17 protein-coding genes are annotated in these 17,300 nt (G+C 67.5%); 9 read left to right on the forward strand and 8 right to left on the reverse strand.

Features of this window, described 5'->3' with window-relative positions; translation table 11 throughout:
• Positions 1-5: 5 nt before the first annotated feature.
• Positions 6-230, forward strand: coding sequence for a VOC family protein (locus tag CSC70_RS05455; RefSeq protein ID WP_162455642.1), 225 nt, complete (start codon positions 6-8; stop codon positions 228-230).
• On the forward strand, positions 230-2,089 hold the full coding sequence (locus CSC70_RS05460; RefSeq protein ID WP_162455643.1) for an SLC13 family permease: 1,860 nt from the start codon (positions 230-232) through the stop codon (positions 2,087-2,089). Before CSC70_RS05455 ends, CSC70_RS05460 begins: the two co-directional genes overlap by 1 nt.
• Here the strand turns inward: CSC70_RS05460 and CSC70_RS05465 are convergent.
• Positions 2,086-2,424 carry a Rieske (2Fe-2S) protein gene (locus CSC70_RS05465; RefSeq protein WP_162455644.1) on the reverse strand — a complete coding sequence of 113 codons (339 nt, stop codon included), beginning with the start codon at positions 2,422-2,424 and terminating at the stop codon, positions 2,086-2,088. The genes CSC70_RS05460 and CSC70_RS05465 overlap by 4 nt on opposite strands.
• An 86-nt stretch (positions 2,425-2,510) precedes the next feature.
• Between CSC70_RS05465 and CSC70_RS05470 the strand changes: the two genes are divergently transcribed.
• The 4 genes from CSC70_RS05470 (at position 2,511) to CSC70_RS05485 (ending at position 5,469) form a co-directional block, all read left to right on the forward strand.
• Complete coding sequence (locus CSC70_RS05470) at positions 2,511-2,792, forward strand: hypothetical protein (protein ID WP_162455840.1); 282 nt, start codon at positions 2,511-2,513, stop codon at positions 2,790-2,792.
• Positions 2,793-2,804: 12 nt separating this feature from the next.
• Positions 2,805-3,518 carry a fumarylacetoacetate hydrolase family protein gene (locus tag CSC70_RS05475; protein ID WP_162455645.1) on the forward strand — a complete coding sequence of 238 codons (714 nt, stop codon included), beginning with the start codon at positions 2,805-2,807 and terminating at the stop codon, positions 3,516-3,518.
• 42 nt (positions 3,519-3,560) lie between these two features.
• Positions 3,561-3,974: a large-conductance mechanosensitive channel protein MscL gene (mscL, locus tag CSC70_RS05480; protein WP_162455646.1), complete on the forward strand. Its 414-nt coding sequence runs from the start codon at positions 3,561-3,563 to the stop codon at positions 3,972-3,974.
• An 82-nt stretch (positions 3,975-4,056) separates the two neighbouring features.
• Positions 4,057-5,469 carry a M28 family peptidase gene (locus CSC70_RS05485; RefSeq protein ID WP_162455647.1) on the forward strand — a complete coding sequence of 471 codons (1,413 nt, stop codon included), beginning with the start codon at positions 4,057-4,059 and terminating at the stop codon, positions 5,467-5,469.
• A gap of 4 nt (positions 5,470-5,473) precedes the next feature.
• Here the strand turns inward: CSC70_RS05485 and CSC70_RS05490 are convergent, their stop codons facing one another.
• The 7 genes from CSC70_RS05490 to cysD form a co-directional block, all read right to left on the reverse strand.
• A complete protein-coding gene (locus CSC70_RS05490) occupies positions 5,474-6,406 on the reverse strand; it encodes a TrmH family RNA methyltransferase (protein ID WP_425501521.1) in 933 nt (310 codons plus the stop codon).
• A complete protein-coding gene (locus CSC70_RS05495; protein WP_162455649.1) occupies positions 6,319-7,752 on the reverse strand; it encodes an alanine/glycine:cation symporter family protein in 1,434 nt (477 codons plus the stop codon). Before CSC70_RS05495 ends, CSC70_RS05490 begins: the two co-directional genes overlap by 88 nt.
• 112 nt (positions 7,753-7,864) lie before the next feature.
• Entirely contained in the window at positions 7,865-8,407 is a 543-nt protein-coding gene (locus CSC70_RS05500; protein WP_162455650.1) for a GNAT family N-acetyltransferase, read from the reverse strand.
• A gap of 3 nt (positions 8,408-8,410) precedes the next feature.
• A complete protein-coding gene (locus CSC70_RS05505; RefSeq protein WP_162455651.1) occupies positions 8,411-11,536 on the reverse strand; it encodes an efflux RND transporter permease subunit in 3,126 nt (1,041 codons plus the stop codon).
• A gap of 6 nt (positions 11,537-11,542) precedes the next feature.
• Positions 11,543-12,637 carry an efflux RND transporter periplasmic adaptor subunit gene (locus CSC70_RS05510; protein ID WP_162455652.1) on the reverse strand — a complete coding sequence of 365 codons (1,095 nt, stop codon included), beginning with the start codon at positions 12,635-12,637 and terminating at the stop codon, positions 11,543-11,545.
• A gap of 120 nt (positions 12,638-12,757) precedes the next feature.
• Entirely contained in the window at positions 12,758-14,635 is a 1,878-nt protein-coding gene (gene cysN, locus CSC70_RS05515; protein ID WP_162455653.1) for a sulfate adenylyltransferase subunit CysN, read from the reverse strand.
• Positions 14,635-15,543 (reverse strand): sulfate adenylyltransferase subunit CysD, encoded by a 909-nt coding sequence (cysD, locus tag CSC70_RS05520; RefSeq protein ID WP_162455654.1) that lies wholly within the window; start codon positions 15,541-15,543, stop codon positions 14,635-14,637. Before cysD ends, cysN begins: the two co-directional genes overlap by 1 nt.
• Before the next feature lie 104 nt (positions 15,544-15,647).
• Between cysD and CSC70_RS05525 the strand changes: the two genes are divergently transcribed.
• The 3 genes from CSC70_RS05525 to CSC70_RS05535 are packed head-to-tail and all read left to right on the forward strand — an operon-like array spanning position 15,648 to position 17,145.
• Positions 15,648-15,983 carry an ArsR/SmtB family transcription factor gene (locus CSC70_RS05525; protein WP_162455655.1) on the forward strand — a complete coding sequence of 112 codons (336 nt, stop codon included), beginning with the start codon at positions 15,648-15,650 and terminating at the stop codon, positions 15,981-15,983.
• On the forward strand, positions 15,980-16,477 hold the full coding sequence (locus tag CSC70_RS05530; RefSeq protein WP_162455656.1) for an arsenate reductase ArsC: 498 nt from the start codon (positions 15,980-15,982) through the stop codon (positions 16,475-16,477). The genes CSC70_RS05525 and CSC70_RS05530 overlap by 4 nt, the downstream gene beginning before the upstream one ends.
• Positions 16,474-17,145 carry an aquaporin gene (locus tag CSC70_RS05535; protein ID WP_162455657.1) on the forward strand — a complete coding sequence of 224 codons (672 nt, stop codon included), beginning with the start codon at positions 16,474-16,476 and terminating at the stop codon, positions 17,143-17,145. Before CSC70_RS05530 ends, CSC70_RS05535 begins: the two co-directional genes overlap by 4 nt.
• Positions 17,146-17,300: the final 155 nt, after the last annotated feature.

The raw sequence follows: 17,300 nt of genomic DNA on the forward strand, positions 1-17,300 counted from the left end.
CCGACATGCCGGCCCGCGGATTCGATCACTTCAACCTGCACGCCCCGCGCGAACTGCCGGAGAAGATGCGCCGGTTCTACCTTGATGCTATCGGCCTGCACGAAGGGCCGCGCCTGCCGTTCCGCAGCCACGGCTGCAGGTCGCTGCGCGAGGCAGCCGGCAACGGCATTGAGTTGAACTTTGCATCCGGCGCACAATTGCCCAAACCCGACGGAGTGCCCGGCGCGTAATGGATGCCGCCCTCACGCTGACCACCGACATGAAACTGGTCCTCGGGCTGGTGGTCTTCACCATGGCGATGTTCGTGTTCGAACGCATCCGCGCCGACCTGGTCGCGCTGGTGGTGCTGGTGGTGCTGGGCATCACCGGGCTGATCGCCCCCGAGGAAATCTTCGGCGGTTTTTCCGGCAACGCGGTGATGAGCATCATCGCCACGATGATCCTCGGCGCCGGCCTGGACCGTACCGGCGCGCTGAACCGCCTGGCCGCGTGGCTGCTGCGACGCGGCGCCGGCAAGGAATCGCGGCTGATGATGATGACCATGGGCATCGCCGGCCTGAACTCGTCCTTCATGCAGAACCCGTCGGTGATGTCGCTGTACCTGCCGGTGGCCGCACAGCTGTCGGCGCGGACCACGCTGTCGCTGCAGCGCCTGCTGCTGCCGATCGCCTCCGCCATCGTCATGGGCAGCGCGCTGACCATGGTCGGCAACTCGCCGCTGATCCTGCTCAACGACCTGCTGATCTCGGCCAACAACAACCTGCCCTCGGGCATGGCCACGCTGGAGCCGCTGCGGATGTTCGCGCCGCTGCCGATCGGCGTGGCCCTGCTGCTGGCCGCGCTGCTGTATTTCCGTTTCCACGGCGACGGCAAGCTGAAGGACGAGATCGAACCGAACACGGTGCCGACCCGCACCGAGAGCTATTTCGCCACCACCTACGGCATCGAAGGCGACGTGTTCGAACTGACCGTCACCGCCGAAAGCCCGCTGGTCGGAATGACCCTGGGCGAGGCCGAAACCCTGCACGAAGCGCCGCTGATGCTGGCGCTGAAGACCGGCGACGACGTACGCCTGTCGCCGCCGGGCGACATGCGCATCTGGGTCGGCAGCGTGCTGGGGGTGATGGGCGGCCGCCAGCAGATCAAGGATTTTTCCCAGAACCAGTTCCTGCGCATGTCCTCGCGGCTGCGCGAATTCGGCGACCTGTTCAACCCCAGCCGCGCCGGCATTTCCGAAGCGGTGGTGCCGCCGACCTCGCGCTTCATCGGCAAGAGCGCCGCCGAGCTGCGGCTGCGCAAGCAGCAGGGCATCAGCCTGCTGGCGATCAACCGCGACAAGAAGGTGCTGCGCGACGACGTGCGCCAGGTCAAGCTGCGCGCCGGCGACATGCTGGTCTTCCACAGCATCTGGCGCGACCTGGCGCAGGCGGCCGAAAGCCGCGACTTTGCCGTGGTCACCGACTACCCGACCGGCGAGCATCGCCCGCACAAGTTCAAGATCGCGATGGTGATCTTCGCGGTGACCATCCTGATCGCGCTGACCTCGAAGCTGCCGGTGGCGCTGACCCTGATGACCGGCGTGGCCGGCATGCTGCTGACCGGCGTACTGCGGATGGACGAGGCCTATTCGGCGATCAACTGGAAGACCATCTTCCTGATGGCCGGGCTGATTCCGCTGGGCTGGGCGATGGACAGCAGCGGCGCGGCGGCCTGGGTCGCCGGGCACACGGTCGAACAGTTGCCCGAAGGCATCCCGGTGTGGCTGCTGGAAATCGCCCTGGCCCTGCTGGCCACCGGCTTTTCGCTGGTCATCAGCCATGTCGGCGCGACCATCGTCATGGTGCCGATCGCGATCAACCTGGCGCTGGCCACCGGCGGCAATCCGATCGCGTTCGCGCTGATCGTGGCGCTGTCGGCGTCCAACAACCTGATCACCTCGTCCAACCCGATCGTGTCAATGATCATCGGACCGGCCAACTACAGCCCACGCCAGCTGTGGCGGGTCGCCGGGCCGCTGATGCTGATCTATTCGATGGTGATCGTGCTGGTGATCAACCTGATGTTCTGGGTGCAGACTCGGCTAGGCTAGGCCGTCCCGGACGCGACCAGCCACACGTCGTCGCCGATCTTCTCCACCGCCACCGCGCGCAAGGCGTCGCCGCGGCAGGGGCCGGCCACGCACTGGCCGTTTTCCAGTTCGAACGTCGCGCCATGCGCCGCGCACACCAGCAGGCCGTCCTTGCCGAGCAGGAACTTGCCGGGTGCCCAGTCCAGCCGGCGTCCCGCGTGCGGGCAGACGTTCCACCACGCACGCACCGCATCGCCGCTGCGCAGCAGGATCAGCGACTCGCCGACGCCGTCGATTTCCACCTCGGTGGCAGCCGGCACGCCGTCGGGCAGGTCGGCAAGAGCAATCAAACGCATGGTTTAACGAAGTCCTTACACGGTCATCGATCTGTCACCGGATACTCGTCGCACCGGCTCTCGCCATTCTCCCACGCCCGATGCCCATGTACCGCAGCAGCTTCCAGTTCGGCCATGCACGCCTGCGCTCGATGTTCTCCCCGCGCAAGCCCCGGCATCCGCTGCTGCGGCTGCTGCTGGGCCTGGTCGGCGTAGCCATGCTGGGCGTGCTGATCGTGCTTGGCCTGTTCGTCGGCGCCGCCATGCTGGCCGGCGGCCTGCTGTACAAGCTGCTGCGCCAGCGCGGCCAGCCGATCGCGCAGGATCCGCGCGTGGTCGAAGGCGAATTCCGCGTGGTCGACAAGCCGGCCCTGCCTCTTTCCCGTTAGGCTTCCCTCCCGATGGTCGATATGTTCCCCCCGCCCGCGCAGGCGCGCGTCCCCGTGCGCGGTGGTGGCAGCTTTCCCGTACACCGCATCTACTGCGTCGGCCGCAACTTCGCCGACCATGCGCGCGAGATGGGCGCAGCCGCGCCCGCTTCGAAAACCGATCGCGGCACTCCGGTGTTCTTCATGAAGCCGGCCGACGCCATCGTCTGCGGCGATGCCGATGTGCCATACCCGCCCGCCACCGACGAACTGCATCATGAAGTCGAACTGGTGGTCGCGCTGGACCGCGACGCGCCCGCGGGCCGGCTCGACCCGGCCGACGCGCCCGCGCTGATCGCCGCCTACGGCGTCGGCCTGGATCTGACCCGCCGCGACCTGCAGGCCGCGGCCAAGGCCAAGGGCCTGCCCTGGGATATCGCCAAGGGCTTCGATCATTCCGCGCCGATCAGTGAGCTGGTGCCCGCTGCCGAAGTCGGCCCGCTCGGCGCGCGCGACTTGCAGTTGTACGTCAATGGCGAGTTGCGCCAGCACGGCAGCCTCGGCGACCTGATCTGGGACGTGCCGGAGATCCTGCACGAACTGTCCACGCTGTACGCGCTGAAGGCCGGCGACCTGGTGTTCATGGGCACCCCGGCCGGCGTCGGTCCGCTGCACCCGGGGGATGTCTTTCGCGCCAGCCTGGACGGCGTGGCGACGCTTCAAGGACGCATCACCGGCGGGGTATAGTGTGTCTTCTTCCCACTTCCGCATGCATTCGGGGACAGCGACATGGGCATGATCAGCGAATTCAAGGAATTCATTTCCAAGGGCAACGTGGTCGACCTGGCGGTCGGCGTGGTCATCGGCGCCGCGTTCGGCAAGATCGTCAGCGCGCTGGTCGAAGGCGTCGTCACCCCGCTGATCTCGCTGGCCACCGGCGGCGTCGATTTCGCCGACCTGGCGATCACCCTGCGCGAAGCCCAGCTGGATGCCGCCGGCAACGAGGTCGCGCCTGCCCTGCTGCTGAACTACGGCGGCCTGCTGCAGACCGCGCTGGATTTCCTGATCATCGCCTTCGTGATCTTCCTGTTCCTGAAGGCCTACAACAAGTCGCGCGCCCAGGCCGAAGAGCCGCCCGCGGAAGCGGAGCCGACCGAAGACATCCTGCTGCTGCGCGAGATCCGCGATTCGCTGAAAAAGTAGCCGCAGCTTCACGGCCACATCCTCCGGCAGCCGGATCCCAGCCGATCCGGCTGCAATCATTCCCTGCCCCACGGAAACCGCCATGCTTCGTTCCCGTCTGCTGCTTGCCCTCGGGTTTGCCTTCTGCTGCCATGCCTCGGCCGAAACGGCCACCCGCATCCCGGCCCCGGCGCTGCACACGGCGGCGGAACTGCGCGAGCAGGCGCTGGCCGATGACACCGGCTGGCAGGTGCTGGAATCGCTGACCACCGAGATCGGCCCACGACTGGCCGGCAGCGAGGCCGATGCCCGCGCGGTCGAATGGGCCAAGGCGAAATTCCAGTCGCTCGGTTTCGACAAGGTCTGGACCGAGCCGGTGACCTTTCCCAAGTGGCAGCGCCGCAGCGAATCGGCCGAGGTGCTCGGCGCCGGCGCGCAGCCCTTGCACGTGACCGCGCTCGGCGGCAGCGCCGGCGGCACGGTCGAAGGCGAAGTCGTCCGCTTCGCCGACCTCGAGGCGCTGGAAGCCGCAGCGGAAGGCTCGCTGCAAGGCAAGATCGCCTTCGTCGATTACCGCATGTCGGCCGCGCGCGACGGCAGTGGCTATCGCATGGGCAGCATGGTTCGCGGCAAAGGCCCTTCGGCCGCGATCCGCAAGGGCGCGATCGGCTACGTGATGCGCTCGGCTGGCACCGACTCGCATCGCGTGCCGCATACCGGCATGACCCGATACGAAGAAGGGCTGACGCCGGTGCCGGCCGCGGCCCTGTCGATGCCCGACGCCGACCAGCTGGCGCGACTGGTCGCGCTTGGCCCCACCCGTCTGCGGCTGTCGCTCGACTGCGGCTGGGACGGCGAATACACCTCACAGAACGTGATCGGCGAAATCACCGGGCGCGAGCTGCCGGACGAAGTCGTGGTGATCGGCGGGCACCTGGATTCCTGGGATCTCGGCACCGGCGCCATCGACGACGGCGCCGGCGTGGCGATCACGATGGCCGCCGGCCATCTGATCGGAATGCTGAAGCAGGCGCCGAAGCGCAGCCTGCGCGTGATCGCCTTCGCCAACGAAGAGCAAGGCCTGCTCGGCGGCAAGGCCTATGCCGAACGCCATGCCGGGGACGTAACCCAACACCAGATCGTTGCCGAAAGCGACTTCGGCGCCGGCCGCATCTATGCCTTCAATACCGGTCCGGCGACCGCAGAAGCGTCACGCGAGGCAACGATGCAGATCGCCGACGCGCTGGCGCCGCTGGGCATCGAATACGCACCCGGCAAGGGCGGGCCCGGTCCCGACGTCAGCGCCATCGCCGGCAAGGGCGCCGCCTGGGGCTGGCTGGCGCAGGACGGCAGCGACTACTTCGACCTGCACCACACCGCCGACGACACCCTGGACAAGGTCGATCCGAAGGCGCTGGCGCAGAACGTGGCCGCCTACACCGTGTTCGCCTGGCTGGCCGCCGAAGCCGACGGCGGTTTCGGCAGTGCGCCGAAGGAAACCGCGGCTAGGCCGTGAAGGCCTAGGGCTGCCGGCGCTTCCATTCGGCCAGCAGCACCGCGGTCGCCGCCGCCACGTTGAGGCTTTCCACCGCGCCGCTGCCGGGAATCGACAACCGTTGTTCGCAGTGCGCGGCCAGCGCCGCGTCCATGCCCTCGCCTTCGGCGCCCATCACGTAGACCAACCGGTGCGGCAACTCGGCCGCGAACAGATCCTCGCCATCGCGGACCACGGTGGCGGCCAACCGGAAACCGGCCCCGCGCAACTGCGCCAGCGCGTTGTCGGTCTGTCCCAGCCGCACCAGCGGCACCTGCTCGGCCCCACCTTCGGCGACCCGAGCCGCAGCGCCGGACAACGCCAGCGCCGCATCGCGCGGCAGCAGCAATCCCGCCACGCCGAAATGCGCGGCCGAGCGCAAGATGGCGCCGAAGTTGTGCGGATTGCCGACCCCGTCCAGCCAGATCGCCAGTGCCGGCGCAGCGGACGGCAGCGCGTGCAGCCAGTCCGAAAGCCGCATTGGCTCGAGCTTCAGCACATCGGCGACCACGCCTTCGTGATGCTGGCTGCCGGCCAGCCGGTCCAGGTCGCCCGACTCCACCACTCGGTAACCCAGCCGGTGCTGCACGCACCAGGCCAGCAGCGGTTTCAGTTCCGGCATCCGCGATTCGAGCAGGTACAGCTTGCGCAACGCCTGCGGCCGGTGGCGGAACATCGCCAGCACCGCGTTCAGTCCGTACAGACGCTGTTCCGCCGCCTGTCCGCGCGCCGGCGGCGTCTCGGGCGCGCCTTCCTGCGCGACCCGGCGCGGGCGACCGGCCCACGGCGAATCGCGGCCCGGGCCGACCGGCTTGCGCGGACCGCGTTCGCTCACTCCCGGTCGCGCCAGAAGTCGGCGTTGCGGATCTGCAGCGCCTCCGGATCGAAGCGGATCGGCTGCCCGGTCTTCTTGCGCCACTCGTAGTCGCGCAGTGCCTTCAGCGCCGGCTTCTGCAGGATCAGGATGGCAATGATGTTCAGCCACGCCATCAGGCCGACGCCGATATCGCCGAGCGTCCATGCCGATGCCGCCTCGTGGACGGCACCATAGGTCACCGTGGCCAGCAGACCGATGCGCAGCACCTGGGTGATCCACGGCCGGTGCACCTTGCGATTGATGTAGGCGATGTTGGTCTCGGCCATGTAGTAATAGGCCACGATGGTGGTGAAGGCGAAGAACAGCAGCGCCAGTGCCACGAACATCTTGCCGAAGCCCGGCATCACCGATTCCACCGCATTCTGGGCGAAGCCGGGACCGACCTCGACCCCCGGCAGGTTGCTGACGATGGCGACGCCGTCCGGTCCCATCACGTTGTACATGCCGGTGGACAGGATCATGAAGGCGGTGGCCGTGCATACCAACAATGTGTCCACGTAGACCGAGAACGCCTGCACATAGCCCTGCTGCGCCGGGTGATCGACCTCGGCCGCGGCGGCCGGATGCGGGCCGGTGCCCTGGCCCGCCTCGTTGGAATAGATGCCGCGCTTGACGCCCCACTCCACCGCCAGGCCGAGCACTGCGCCGAATGCCGCTTCGGCGCCGAATGCGCTGCGGAAGATCAGCGCGGCCACTTCCGGCAGCATGTGCATATTGAGGAACAGGATCACCAGCGCGACCAGGATGTAGCCCAGCGCCATGAACGGCACCACCACCTCGGCAAAGGTGGCGATGCGGCGCACGCCGCCGAAGATGATGAAGCCCAGCGCGATCACCACCACCGCAGCGGTCACCGTCGGTGCGATGCCCCAGGCCGTGTTCATGCCCAGGGCGATGCTGTTGGCCTGCACGCCCGGCAGCAGGAATCCGGTGGCGATCACCGTGACCACCGCGAACAACCATGCGTACCATTTCTGGCCCATCGCCTTCTCGATGTAGTAGGCCGGACCACCGCGATACTGGCCGTTGTCGTCCTTTTCCTTGTAGATCTGCGCCAGCGTCGATTCGACATAGGCCGTCGATGCGCCGAGGAAGGCCACCACCCACATCCAGAACACCGCGCCCGGCCCGCCGAAAGCGATCGCGGTGGCGACACCGGCGATGTTGCCGGTGCCGACACGCCCGGACAGCGACATCGCCAGCGCCTGGAACGAGGACACGCCGGATGCCGAGCTCTTGCCCTTGAACAGCAGGCGGATCATCTCGCCGACCCCGCGCACTTGCATGAAGCGGGTACGGACGGAGAAGTACAGGCCGGCGCCCAGGCACAGCGCGATCAGCGGACGGCTCCAGAGCACGGAATTCAACCAGTTCAGTACGGCATCCACAGGCAGGCACTCTCCGGTAGGCAGGTGGGAAGCGGGCCGCGGACGTGCTGCCGCCGACACCCATCGACAAGATAACCGCATTCGCTCGGGCGTGCGCAAGCGCGCAAGCCGATCAGGCCGGCAGATCCCGGGTGATGGCGAACAGGCGCAGATCGTGCACTTTCCCGTGCTTGAGCACCGCGCGACGCATGCAGCCTTCCTCGGCGAATCCGTTCTTCAGCAGTACCCTGGCCGAGGCCTGGTTGAAGTCCAGCACGGTGGCCTGCAGCCGATGCAGGTCGAGCGCGCCCATCACCCACGGCACGTAGGCGCCGACGATCCGGCTCATCCGGCCCTGTCCCCAATGACGCTGGCCGATCCAGTAGCCCAGCTCGGCGCCGACCCGGCGTTCGCCCGCCAGCCTGCGCGCGCCGATGGCGCCGCAGGCCTGGCCGTCGATCTCGATGGCGAACACCGGATCGTCCAGATCGACCACCTTGCCCGACAGGAAGGCCTCGGCGTCGGTACGGGTGTACGGATACGGGAAGCGGTCGCTCAGTCCGCGTCCGACCGCCTCGTCGTTGGCGTGCAGCAACAGCGCATCGGCATCGTCTTCGCGCCAGCGACGCAGGCGCATGTCGTCTCCGATCGTGATGACGGCAGCGTGCCAGTCCATGAGTCAGGCATGCCCGCCGACCTGCGGGGTGTCGGCTTCCAGTTTCTCCAGCGTCTTCGCCAGCGCATCGGGCGAACGCGTGTACGGCGCCAGCAGGGCATAGAACGCGGGCACGATGAACAGCGACAGCAAGGTCGAGAACGACACGCCGAAGATGATCACGATGCCAATGGTCGCGCGGCTCGCCGAACCGGGTCCGCCGGCGACGACCAGCGGTACCGCGCCGGCGACGGTGGCGATGGAGGTCATCAGGATCGGGCGCAGGCGCACCGACGCCGATTCGACGATGGCCTGGTGCACGTTCCTGCCTTCGTCGCGCAACTGGTTGGCGAACTCGACGATCAGGATGCCGTTCTTGGCCGCCAGCCCCACCAGCATGACGATGCCGATCTGGCTGAACAGGTTCAGCGTGCCGCCTGTCGCCCACAGGCCGATCAGTGCGCCAAGCACGCCCAGCGGCACGGTCAGCATGATCACCACCGGATGCAGGAAACTCTCGAACTGCGCCGCCAGCACCAGATAGACGATCAGCAACGCCATCGCGAAGGTCAGCATCACCGCGCCGCCAGCCCTCTGGAATTCGCGCGACTCGCCCTTCCAGTCGATCTGCGCGTATTCGGGCAGTTCTTCCTCGACCACCTGCTGCGCCCAGTGGACCGCGTCGCCGAGCCGGTAGCCGGGCGCCAGGCCAGCGCTGATGGTGATCGAACGCAGGCGGTTGAAGCGGTTGAGGCGGCCGGGCTCGGCAATTTCCTGCAGGGTGACCAGGTTGGACAGCGGAATCAGTTCGCCGCGGTCGGAACGCACCTGGATCGAGGACAGGTCCATCGGCGTGGCGCGATCGCCGCGGCCGGCCTGGACCAGCACGTCGTACTCCTCGCCGTTGTCGACGAAGGTGGTCACCCGCTTGGAGCCCATCATCGTCTCCAGCGTGCTGCCGATCTCGGTCACCGACACGCCGAGGTCGGCGGCGCGTTCGCGATCGATGTTCACCCGCATCTGCGGACGGGTTTCCTTGTAGTCCGAATCAGGGCCGACCAGACCCGGGTTCTCTTCCATCCGCGCCAGGATGCGGTCGCGCCACTGCGCCAGTTCGGCGTAGTCCGGACCGCCCAGCACCATCTGGAACGGTTGTCCGCGGGTACGCACCAGACCGCCACCGACCTGGCTGCGCACGCGCACGCCCGGCAGCACGGACAGCTCCTTCTGCACCTGCGCGGCGACCTCGGCAGTGGTCACGTCGCGCTGGTTCCAGGGCTGCAGGAAGGTGCTGACTCGTCCAGTATGCATTTCCTCGCTGCTGCCGAAGCTGCCGGGCACGCGCGGACTGGCGCGCAGGATCGGCTTGTCCGGCCCGGTCAGCCCGGCCATGATCTTTTCCACCTGCTGCATCTGTTCGACCGTGTAGTCGAACCCGGCGCCCTCGGGCCCTTCCAGCATCACGAAGAACACACCGCGATCTTCCTGCGGTGCGAGCTCGGACGGAATCGTGCGGAACAGCAGCACGGTCGCGGCGATCGCGGCCAGCACCAGCGCGCCATACAGCCACGGGCGATCCACGCTGCGCTCGAGCAGGCCGCGATAGGCGCGACTCAGCCGTTCGAACTGGCGGTCGATCCACAAGCTGATCCGCAGCCGCTTCTCGCCGGCATGCGGGCGCAGCAGCTTGGACGACATCATCGGGGTCAGGGTCAGGGCGACGAAGGCCGAAATCGCCACCGCCGCTGCCAGTGCCACCGACAATTCACGGAACAGACGACCGGTATTGCCTTCCAGGAATCCCACCGGCAGGAACACCGCGATCAGCACCCCCGTGGTCGCGATCACCGCGAAAGCGACCTGCGCGGTGCCACGCCGCGCCGCGACCAGCGGCGGTTCGCCCAGGTCGATGCGGCGCTGGATGTTCTCGACCACGACGATGGCGTCGTCGACCACCAGGCCGATGCACAGCACCAGTGCCAGCAGGGTCAGCAGGTTGATCGAAAAGCCGAACACGTACAGCGCGATGAAGGCGGTGACCAGGCACACCGGCACCGTGACCGCCGGGATCAGCGCTGCGCGCACGCTGCCCAGGAACAGCCAGATCACCACCAGCACCAATGCAATCGCCTCGGCCAAGGTCGCGTAGACGCGCTCGACCGACGCCTCGATGAACTGGGTGGTGTCGTAGGAGACGAAGATGTCGGTCCCGTTGGGTAGCGTCGGCCGGATGCGGTCGGCTTCCTCCTGCGCGGCGCGCGCCACCTCCAGGCTGTTGGCGGTCGAAGTCTTGATCACGCCAATACCGATATTCGACTCGCCGTTGCTGCGGTAATAGGAACGACGCTCGGCCGAGGCCAGCTCGACCTGGGCCACATCGCCCAGCCGCACCACATAGCCATCGCTACCCTTGCCCAGCGGAATCTCGGCGAAATCCTTCGGCGTCTGGTAGTCGCGGCTGACCCGCAGGGTGAAGTCGCGCTGTTGGGATTCCAGCCGCCCGGCCGGCAGTTCGACGTTCTCGCTGCGCAGGGCGGCTTCCACGTCGCCGACAGTCAGACCGCGCGCGGCCAGCTGGTCGCGATCCAGCCAGATCCGCATGGCGTAACGCTGCTGACCACCGATCCGCACCCGGGCCACACCATCGATGGTCGAGAATCGGTCGCGGATATAGCGGTCGACATAATCGCTGAGCTGCAGCGCGTCCATCGTCTGCGAGGACATGTTGAACCAGATGATGACGTCGGCGTCGGCCTCGACCTTGGCGATCTCCGGCGGTCGCGCCTCGTCCGGCATCCGGTCCACGACCCGGCTGACCGCATCGCGCACGTCATTGGCCGCGGCCTCGATGTCGCGGGTGGACTTGAACTCGATGGTGATGTCCGAGCGGCCGTTGGTGCTGCGCGCCTCGATGGTCTCGATACCCTCGATGCCGGACAGGCCGTCTTCCAGGATCTGGGTGATGCGGGTCTCGATCACTCCGGCCGAAGCGCCCGGATAGCTGACCTCGACCGACACGATCGGCGGATCGATCGCCGGCAACTCGCGCAGGGTCAGACGGCTGAACGACATGATGCCGAGCACGACCAGCATCAGGCTCATCACCACCGCGAACACTGGACGCTTGATCGACAGCTCGGACAGGTTCATGGCCGCTCAGCCCTGCCCGTCACCGACCGCAGGCGGTACACCTTTGGCGGCTGCACTTTCGTCGACGATCAAAGTCCCCGCGCGCAGCTTGCTGGTACCGTCGACCACGATACGGTCGCCGGCACGCAGACCATCGTCCACCGCCACCCGGCCGGATACCCGGCTACCGGGCCGGACATCGACACGCTCGACGGTGTTGTCGTCCCTGGCCCGCCACACGAAGCTGTCGCTGCCGACCTGGACCACCGCGATCTCCGGCAGCACCAGCGCCTGCCGCTGCGGCAACTGCAACCGCACCTGCATCAGCATGCCGGGACGCAGCTCACGCCCGGGGTTGGGAAACATGCCGCGCACCGTCACCGCACGGGTGTCCGGATCGATGCGCGCATCGATGGTCTCGACCTTGCCTTCGAACTCGCGCCCCGGCCAGGCCACGCTGGTCGCGGTCAGCCGCTCGTCGCGCTGCAGGTTCGACAGCCGCGCCTCGGGGACCGGGAAATCGACATAAACCCGCGAGATGTCGTCCAGGGTGGCGATCACCGTGCCCGGCGTCACCAGCGCACCCGGACTGACCTGGCGGATGCCCAGGGTGCCGGCGAACGGGGCGCGGATGCTGCGGTCGCCAATGTCGGCGCGCATCTGCGCCACCCTGGCCCGTGCCGCATCGAGGGTGGCGCGCTGGGTGTCCAAGGTGGCGCGCGCGATCAACTGCTGGCGCACCAGTTCCATGCCGCGGTTGTACTGGCGCTCGGCGTCGGCGGCCTCGGCCTCGGCCGCCTGCAGCGCGGCGTGCTGCTGGTTGCCCGACAAGGTGATCAGGGTCGCACCGGCCGCGACCTCGTCGCCGCTGTCGAAATGCACCTGCTGCACGACTTCGCTGACCTTGGCGGTCATCGTCACCGACTCGTGCGCGGTCACCGTGCCCAGCGCGGACAGCACGTCGTTCCACGGCTCCTCGACCAGCGTCAGCGTGGTGACGGGGACCGCCTCGGCGGCCGCGCGTGCCGACCCCACATTCGGCCCGCCCCTTCCGTTGCAGGCGGACAACGCAAGCATCAACAGCGCAATGCTGCCCAATCGCACGGCGGGTCGGCGGGACATATGGAACCTTGTCGGACGAACCGTTCAAGTCTAACGTCTCTTGTCTGGCAAATGACCGCACTCGCGACCCATTGCAGGCATGACGATCGGCCCTTGCGCAACCACGCTCGCGGCGCTCCGTTATCGCAACCCCAGCGCCTGCAGGACCTGCCCGGCCAACGCTTCGGGCAACTGACCGTCCGCGTCCAGACGCAGCTCGGGCCGCTCGGGCGCTTCGTAAGGCGAGTCGATTCCGGTGAAGTTGGGAATCTGCCCGCTGCGCGCCTTGCGATACAACCCCTTCGGGTCGCGCGATTCGACCACCGGCAACGGCGCATCGACGAAGATCTCGAGGAATTCGCCCTCGTCGAACAGTTCGCGCGCCATCCGCCGCTCGCTGCGGAACGGCGAGATGAAGCTGACCAGCACGATCAGGCCTGCTTCCGCCATCAGCTTGGCCACCTCGGCGACCCGGCGGATATTCTCGACCCGGTCGGCGTCGGTGAAACCCAGGTCGCGGTTCAATCCGTGGCGCACGTTGTCGCCGTCGAGAATGAAGCTGTGATAGCCCAGCGCATGCAGGCGCTTGTCCACCAGGTTGGCGATGGTCGATTTGCCGGCGCCGGACAGGCCGGTGAACCACAGCACCTTAGGCGTCTGTCCCTTGATCCGTGCGCGCGCCGCCTTGTCCACGTCCAGATGCTGCCAGTGCACGTTGCCGGCCCGGCGCAGCGCGAACTCCAGCATGCCGGCGCCGGCGGTGGCGTTGTCGTAGCGGTCGATCAGGATGAAACCGCCGAGCGCGCGGTTGTCCACATAGGGCGAAAACGCAAGCGGCTCGCCCAGCGACAGGTTGCAGTAGCCGACCTCGTTGAGCTCCAGCTGGCGGGCCGCTAGATGCTCCTGCGTGCTCACGTCGATCCGGTGCTTGATCTCGGTGACGGTGGCGGCCACGGTGCGGGTGCCGATCTTCAGCCAGTACGGCCGCCCCGGCAGCAGTGGCTGTTCGGACATCCACAGCAGGTGGGCGGCGAACTGGTCGGCCACTTCCGGTGGATCGTCGGCCGCCGCGATCACGTCGCCGCGGCTGACATCCACCTCGTCGGCCAAGGTCAGGGTCACCGCCTGCCCAGCCTGCGCCGATTCCACATCGCCGCCGTCGGCCGCCAGCACCCGCTCCACCCGCGTGCGCCGCGCCGAAGGCAACACCACCACCGCATCGCCGGGGCGCACGCTGCCACTGACCACGGTGCCGGCGAAGCCGCGGAAATCCTGATCGGGGCGGTTGACCCACTGCACCGGCAGGCGCAGTCCGCGTTCGGCGCCATGCACGGCCGGCTGCACCGTTTCCAGATGCTGCAATAGCGCGGGGCCGTCGTACCACGACATGCGCGCGGACTTCGCGCTCAGGTTGTCGCCTTCCAGCGCCGACAGCGGGATGCACTGCACACGACCGATGCCCAGACGTTCGGCCAGTTCCCGATACTCGGCGGCAATGGTGTCGAACACGCCCTGGTCGTAACCGACCAGATCCATCTTGTTGACCGCCAGCACCACCTCGCCGATGCCCAGCAGGGAGACGATGAAACTGTGCCGGCGGGTCTGCGTCAGCACGCCCTTGCGCGCATCGACCAGCACCACCGCCAGGTCGGCAGTGGAGGCGCCGGTGGCCATGTTGCGGGTGTACTGCTCGTGGCCCGGGCAATCGGCGACGATGAACTTGCGCTTGTCGGTATCGAAATAGCGGTAGGCCACGTCGATGGTGATGCCCTGCTCGCGCTCGGCCGACAGCCCGTCCAGCAATAACGCGTAGTCGATCCGCTCGCCCTGGGTGCCGTGCTTGCGGCTTTCGGCCTCCAGCGCCGCCAGCTGGTCGTCGAACAGGCACTTGCTGTCGTACAGCAGGCGACCGATCAGGGTGCTCTTGCCGTCGTCCACGCTGCCGCAGGTGATGAACCGCAGCATCGGCTTGGACTCGTGCGCCTTCAGGTAGGCGGCGATGTCGGTCTGGGCGCCCATCAGAAATACCCTTCCCGCTTCTTCTTCTCCATCGAGGCAGACGGGTCGTGGTCGATCACCCGTCCCTGCCGTTCCGAGGTGGTGGCGACCAGCATCTCGGCAATGATCTTCTCCAGGCTGTCGGCGTCGGATTCGATGGCCCCGGTCAGCGGATAACAGCCCAGGGTGCGGAAGCGCACCCGGCGCAGCTGCGGGGTTTCGCCGGCGCGCAGCGGCAGGCGCTCGTCATCGACCATGATCAGCGCGCCGTCGCGTTCGACCACGGGACGCTCGGCGGCGAAATACAACGGCACCACCGGAATGTTTTCGCGGTAGATGTACAGCCACACATCCAGCTCGGTCCAGTTCGACAGCGGGAACACGCGCACGCTCTCACCGGTATTGATCCGGGTGTTGTACAGGTTCCACAGTTCCGGACGCTGCTGCTTGGGGTCCCAGCGGTGGGCGCTGCTGCGGAACGAGAACACCCGCTCCTTCGCCCGCGACTTCTCCTCGTCGCGCCGCGCGCCGCCGATGGCGGCATCGAACTTCCACTTCTCCAGCGCCTGCTTCAGACCCTGGGTCTTCATCACGTCGGTATGCACGGCGGCCCCGTGGCTGACCGGACCGATGTCGCGGGCGATACCGTCCGGATTGACGTGCACGCGCAGGTCCACGCCGGTTTCGGCGGCGCGGCGGTCGCGGAAGCTGATCATCTCGCCGAACTTCCAGCGCGTGTCCACGTGCAGCAGCGGTATCGGCGGCCGCGACGGGGCGAAGGCCTTCTGCAGCAGGTGCAGCAACACCGAGCTGTCCTTGCCGATCGAGTACAGCAGCACCGGATTGGCGAAGCTGGCCGCCACTTCACGCAGGATGTGGATGCTTTCGGCCTCCAGCGCATCGAGGTGGGATAGGCGGGCAAGCGGCATGTGACGTGATCGCTTCGTAAGCAGGCTGAACGCGCATGTTAGTGGGTCGCCGCCGCCTGACTGGGATACTTGATATAATTCTATATTTCTGGAAATATAGAATTATGGATGCCGCTACCACCGTCACCGCGCTCAAGGCTCTGGCCCACGACAGCCGCCTGGCGGCCTATCGCACCCTCGTCCAGGCTGGGCCGGCGGGCTTGGCCGTGGGCGAATTGCGCGATGCGCTGGGTCTGCCGCCGGCCACCCTGACCGCGCACCTGAACGTGCTGCGCGCCGCCGGCCTGATCCAGGACGAACGCGAAGGCCGGGTCATCCGCCTGCGCACCGATTTCGCGCAAATGAATGCGCTGCTCGGCTACCTGACCGAAAACTGCTGCGGCGGCGAACCCTGCGCGCCGGCGGCCTGCTCCGCCTCTACCCGAGAAATCTCCGCATGACCGACCGCGTCTACCACGTGCTGTTCCTGTGCACCGGCAACTCGGCGCGCAGCATCATGGCCGAAGCCCTGCTCAACGTGCTCGGCAAGGGCCGCTTCCGTGCCTGGAGCGCCGGCAGCCACCCGAGCGGACAGGTGCAGCCGATGGCCGCGGAACTGGCCGCCGCGCTCGGCTACCCGACCGACGCCTTGCGCAGCAAGAGCTGGGACGAGTTCGCGGACGCGCAGGCGCCGGTGATGGATTTCGTCATTACCGTCTGCGACAACGCCGCCGGCGAAACCTGCCCGTACTGGCCCGGGCAACCGATGCTCGCGCACTGGGGCGCGCCCGACCCGGCGGCCGTGCAAGGCGACGACGACAGGCGCCGCCACGCCTACATGAACGCCTTTTCACTGCTGCGCCGGCGGGTGGAACTGCTGGTCTCGCTGCCGGACGAAAAACTCGAGCGCCTGGAAGCGCAGGCGCAACTGCACGCGATCGGCAAGACGACGTGACCCGCAAACTGCTGGCCGAATTCTGCGCCAGCTTGCTGCTGCTGGCGGTGGTGATCGGTTCCGGGGTCATGGCCGAACGCCTGGCCGGCGGCAACCTGGCAATCGCGCTGCTGGCCAACACCGCGGCCACGATGGCCGCGCTGTACGTGCTGATCGAACTGTTCGGCCCGGTCAGCGGCGCGCACATGAATCCCGCCGTCAGCCTGGCGATGGCGCTGCGCGGCGAATTGCCGTGGAACGCCTTTGCGCCGTATCTGCTGGCGCAACTGGCCGGCGCGGCATGCGGCGCCTGGCTGGTGCATGCGATGTTCGACTTGCCGGTGCTGCAATGGTCGCAGCACGCACGGCATGGCGGCGGGCAGTGGCTGGCCGAGATCGTGGCGACCGCCGGCCTGCTGCTGATCGTGCTGCGGGCACCATCGTCGCGGGTTGCGGCGCTGGTCGCCTGCTGGATCGGCGCGGGTTACTGGTTCACGTCCTCGACCGCGTTCGCCAACCCGGCCGCCGCGTTCGGGCGCATGTTCAGCGACAGCTTCGCCGGCATCGCCCCGGCCGATGTCCCCGGCTTCGTGCTGGCCGAACTGGTCGGCATGGCGCTGGCCCTGGGTTTGCATCGTGCGTTGGGAATCGGAGCCGCAAGCACACAGGCCTCGGGTGCCCGTGCCTGAGGGTCACCGGCGCACCTTCTCCCTGCTTGCCGAGCGGGCATACCCATAACGGCGTGACCCAAGGTGGGCCAAGGCCCACCCTACGCAAACATTACAACCCTCAACCGTGGGGCGGGCTCAAGCCCGCCTTGCGCGGGTTGTCGAGACCGCGAAGC

The organism is Pseudoxanthomonas kalamensis DSM 18571, from assembly GCF_010211745.1.
Taxonomy (GTDB): Bacteria; Pseudomonadota; Gammaproteobacteria; order Xanthomonadales; family Xanthomonadaceae; genus Pseudoxanthomonas_A; species Pseudoxanthomonas_A kalamensis.

Bases quoted from the DNA above. Each gene is read 5' to 3' on its own strand.
- CSC70_RS05510 (WP_162455652.1), bottom strand. From the start codon at position 12,637: ATGTCCCGCCGACCCGCCGTGCGATTGGGCAGCATTGCGCTGTTGATG.
- CSC70_RS05470 (WP_162455840.1), top strand. From the start codon at position 2,511: ATGTACCGCAGCAGCTTCCAGTTCGGCCATGCACGCCTGCGCTCGATG.
- mscL (WP_162455646.1), top strand. From the start codon at position 3,561: ATGGGCATGATCAGCGAATTCAAGGAATTCATTTCCAAGGGCAACGTG.
- CSC70_RS05475 (WP_162455645.1), top strand. From the start codon at position 2,805: ATGGTCGATATGTTCCCCCCGCCCGCGCAGGCGCGCGTCCCCGTGCGC.
- CSC70_RS05505 (WP_162455651.1), bottom strand. From the start codon at position 11,536: ATGAACCTGTCCGAGCTGTCGATCAAGCGTCCAGTGTTCGCGGTGGTG.
- cysN (WP_162455653.1), bottom strand. From the start codon at position 14,635: ATGGGCGCCCAGACCGACATCGCCGCCTACCTGAAGGCGCACGAGTCC.
- CSC70_RS05500 (WP_162455650.1), bottom strand. From the start codon at position 8,407: ATGGACTGGCACGCTGCCGTCATCACGATCGGAGACGACATGCGCCTG.
- CSC70_RS05485 (WP_162455647.1), top strand. From the start codon at position 4,057: ATGCTTCGTTCCCGTCTGCTGCTTGCCCTCGGGTTTGCCTTCTGCTGC.
- CSC70_RS05455 (WP_162455642.1), top strand. From the start codon at position 6: ATGCCGGCCCGCGGATTCGATCACTTCAACCTGCACGCCCCGCGCGAA.
- CSC70_RS05525 (WP_162455655.1), top strand. From the start codon at position 15,648: ATGGATGCCGCTACCACCGTCACCGCGCTCAAGGCTCTGGCCCACGAC.
- cysD (WP_162455654.1), bottom strand. From the start codon at position 15,543: ATGCCGCTTGCCCGCCTATCCCACCTCGATGCGCTGGAGGCCGAAAGC.
- CSC70_RS05465 (WP_162455644.1), bottom strand. From the start codon at position 2,424: ATGCGTTTGATTGCTCTTGCCGACCTGCCCGACGGCGTGCCGGCTGCC.
- CSC70_RS05530 (WP_162455656.1), top strand. From the start codon at position 15,980: ATGACCGACCGCGTCTACCACGTGCTGTTCCTGTGCACCGGCAACTCG.
- CSC70_RS05460 (WP_162455643.1), top strand. From the start codon at position 230: ATGGATGCCGCCCTCACGCTGACCACCGACATGAAACTGGTCCTCGGG.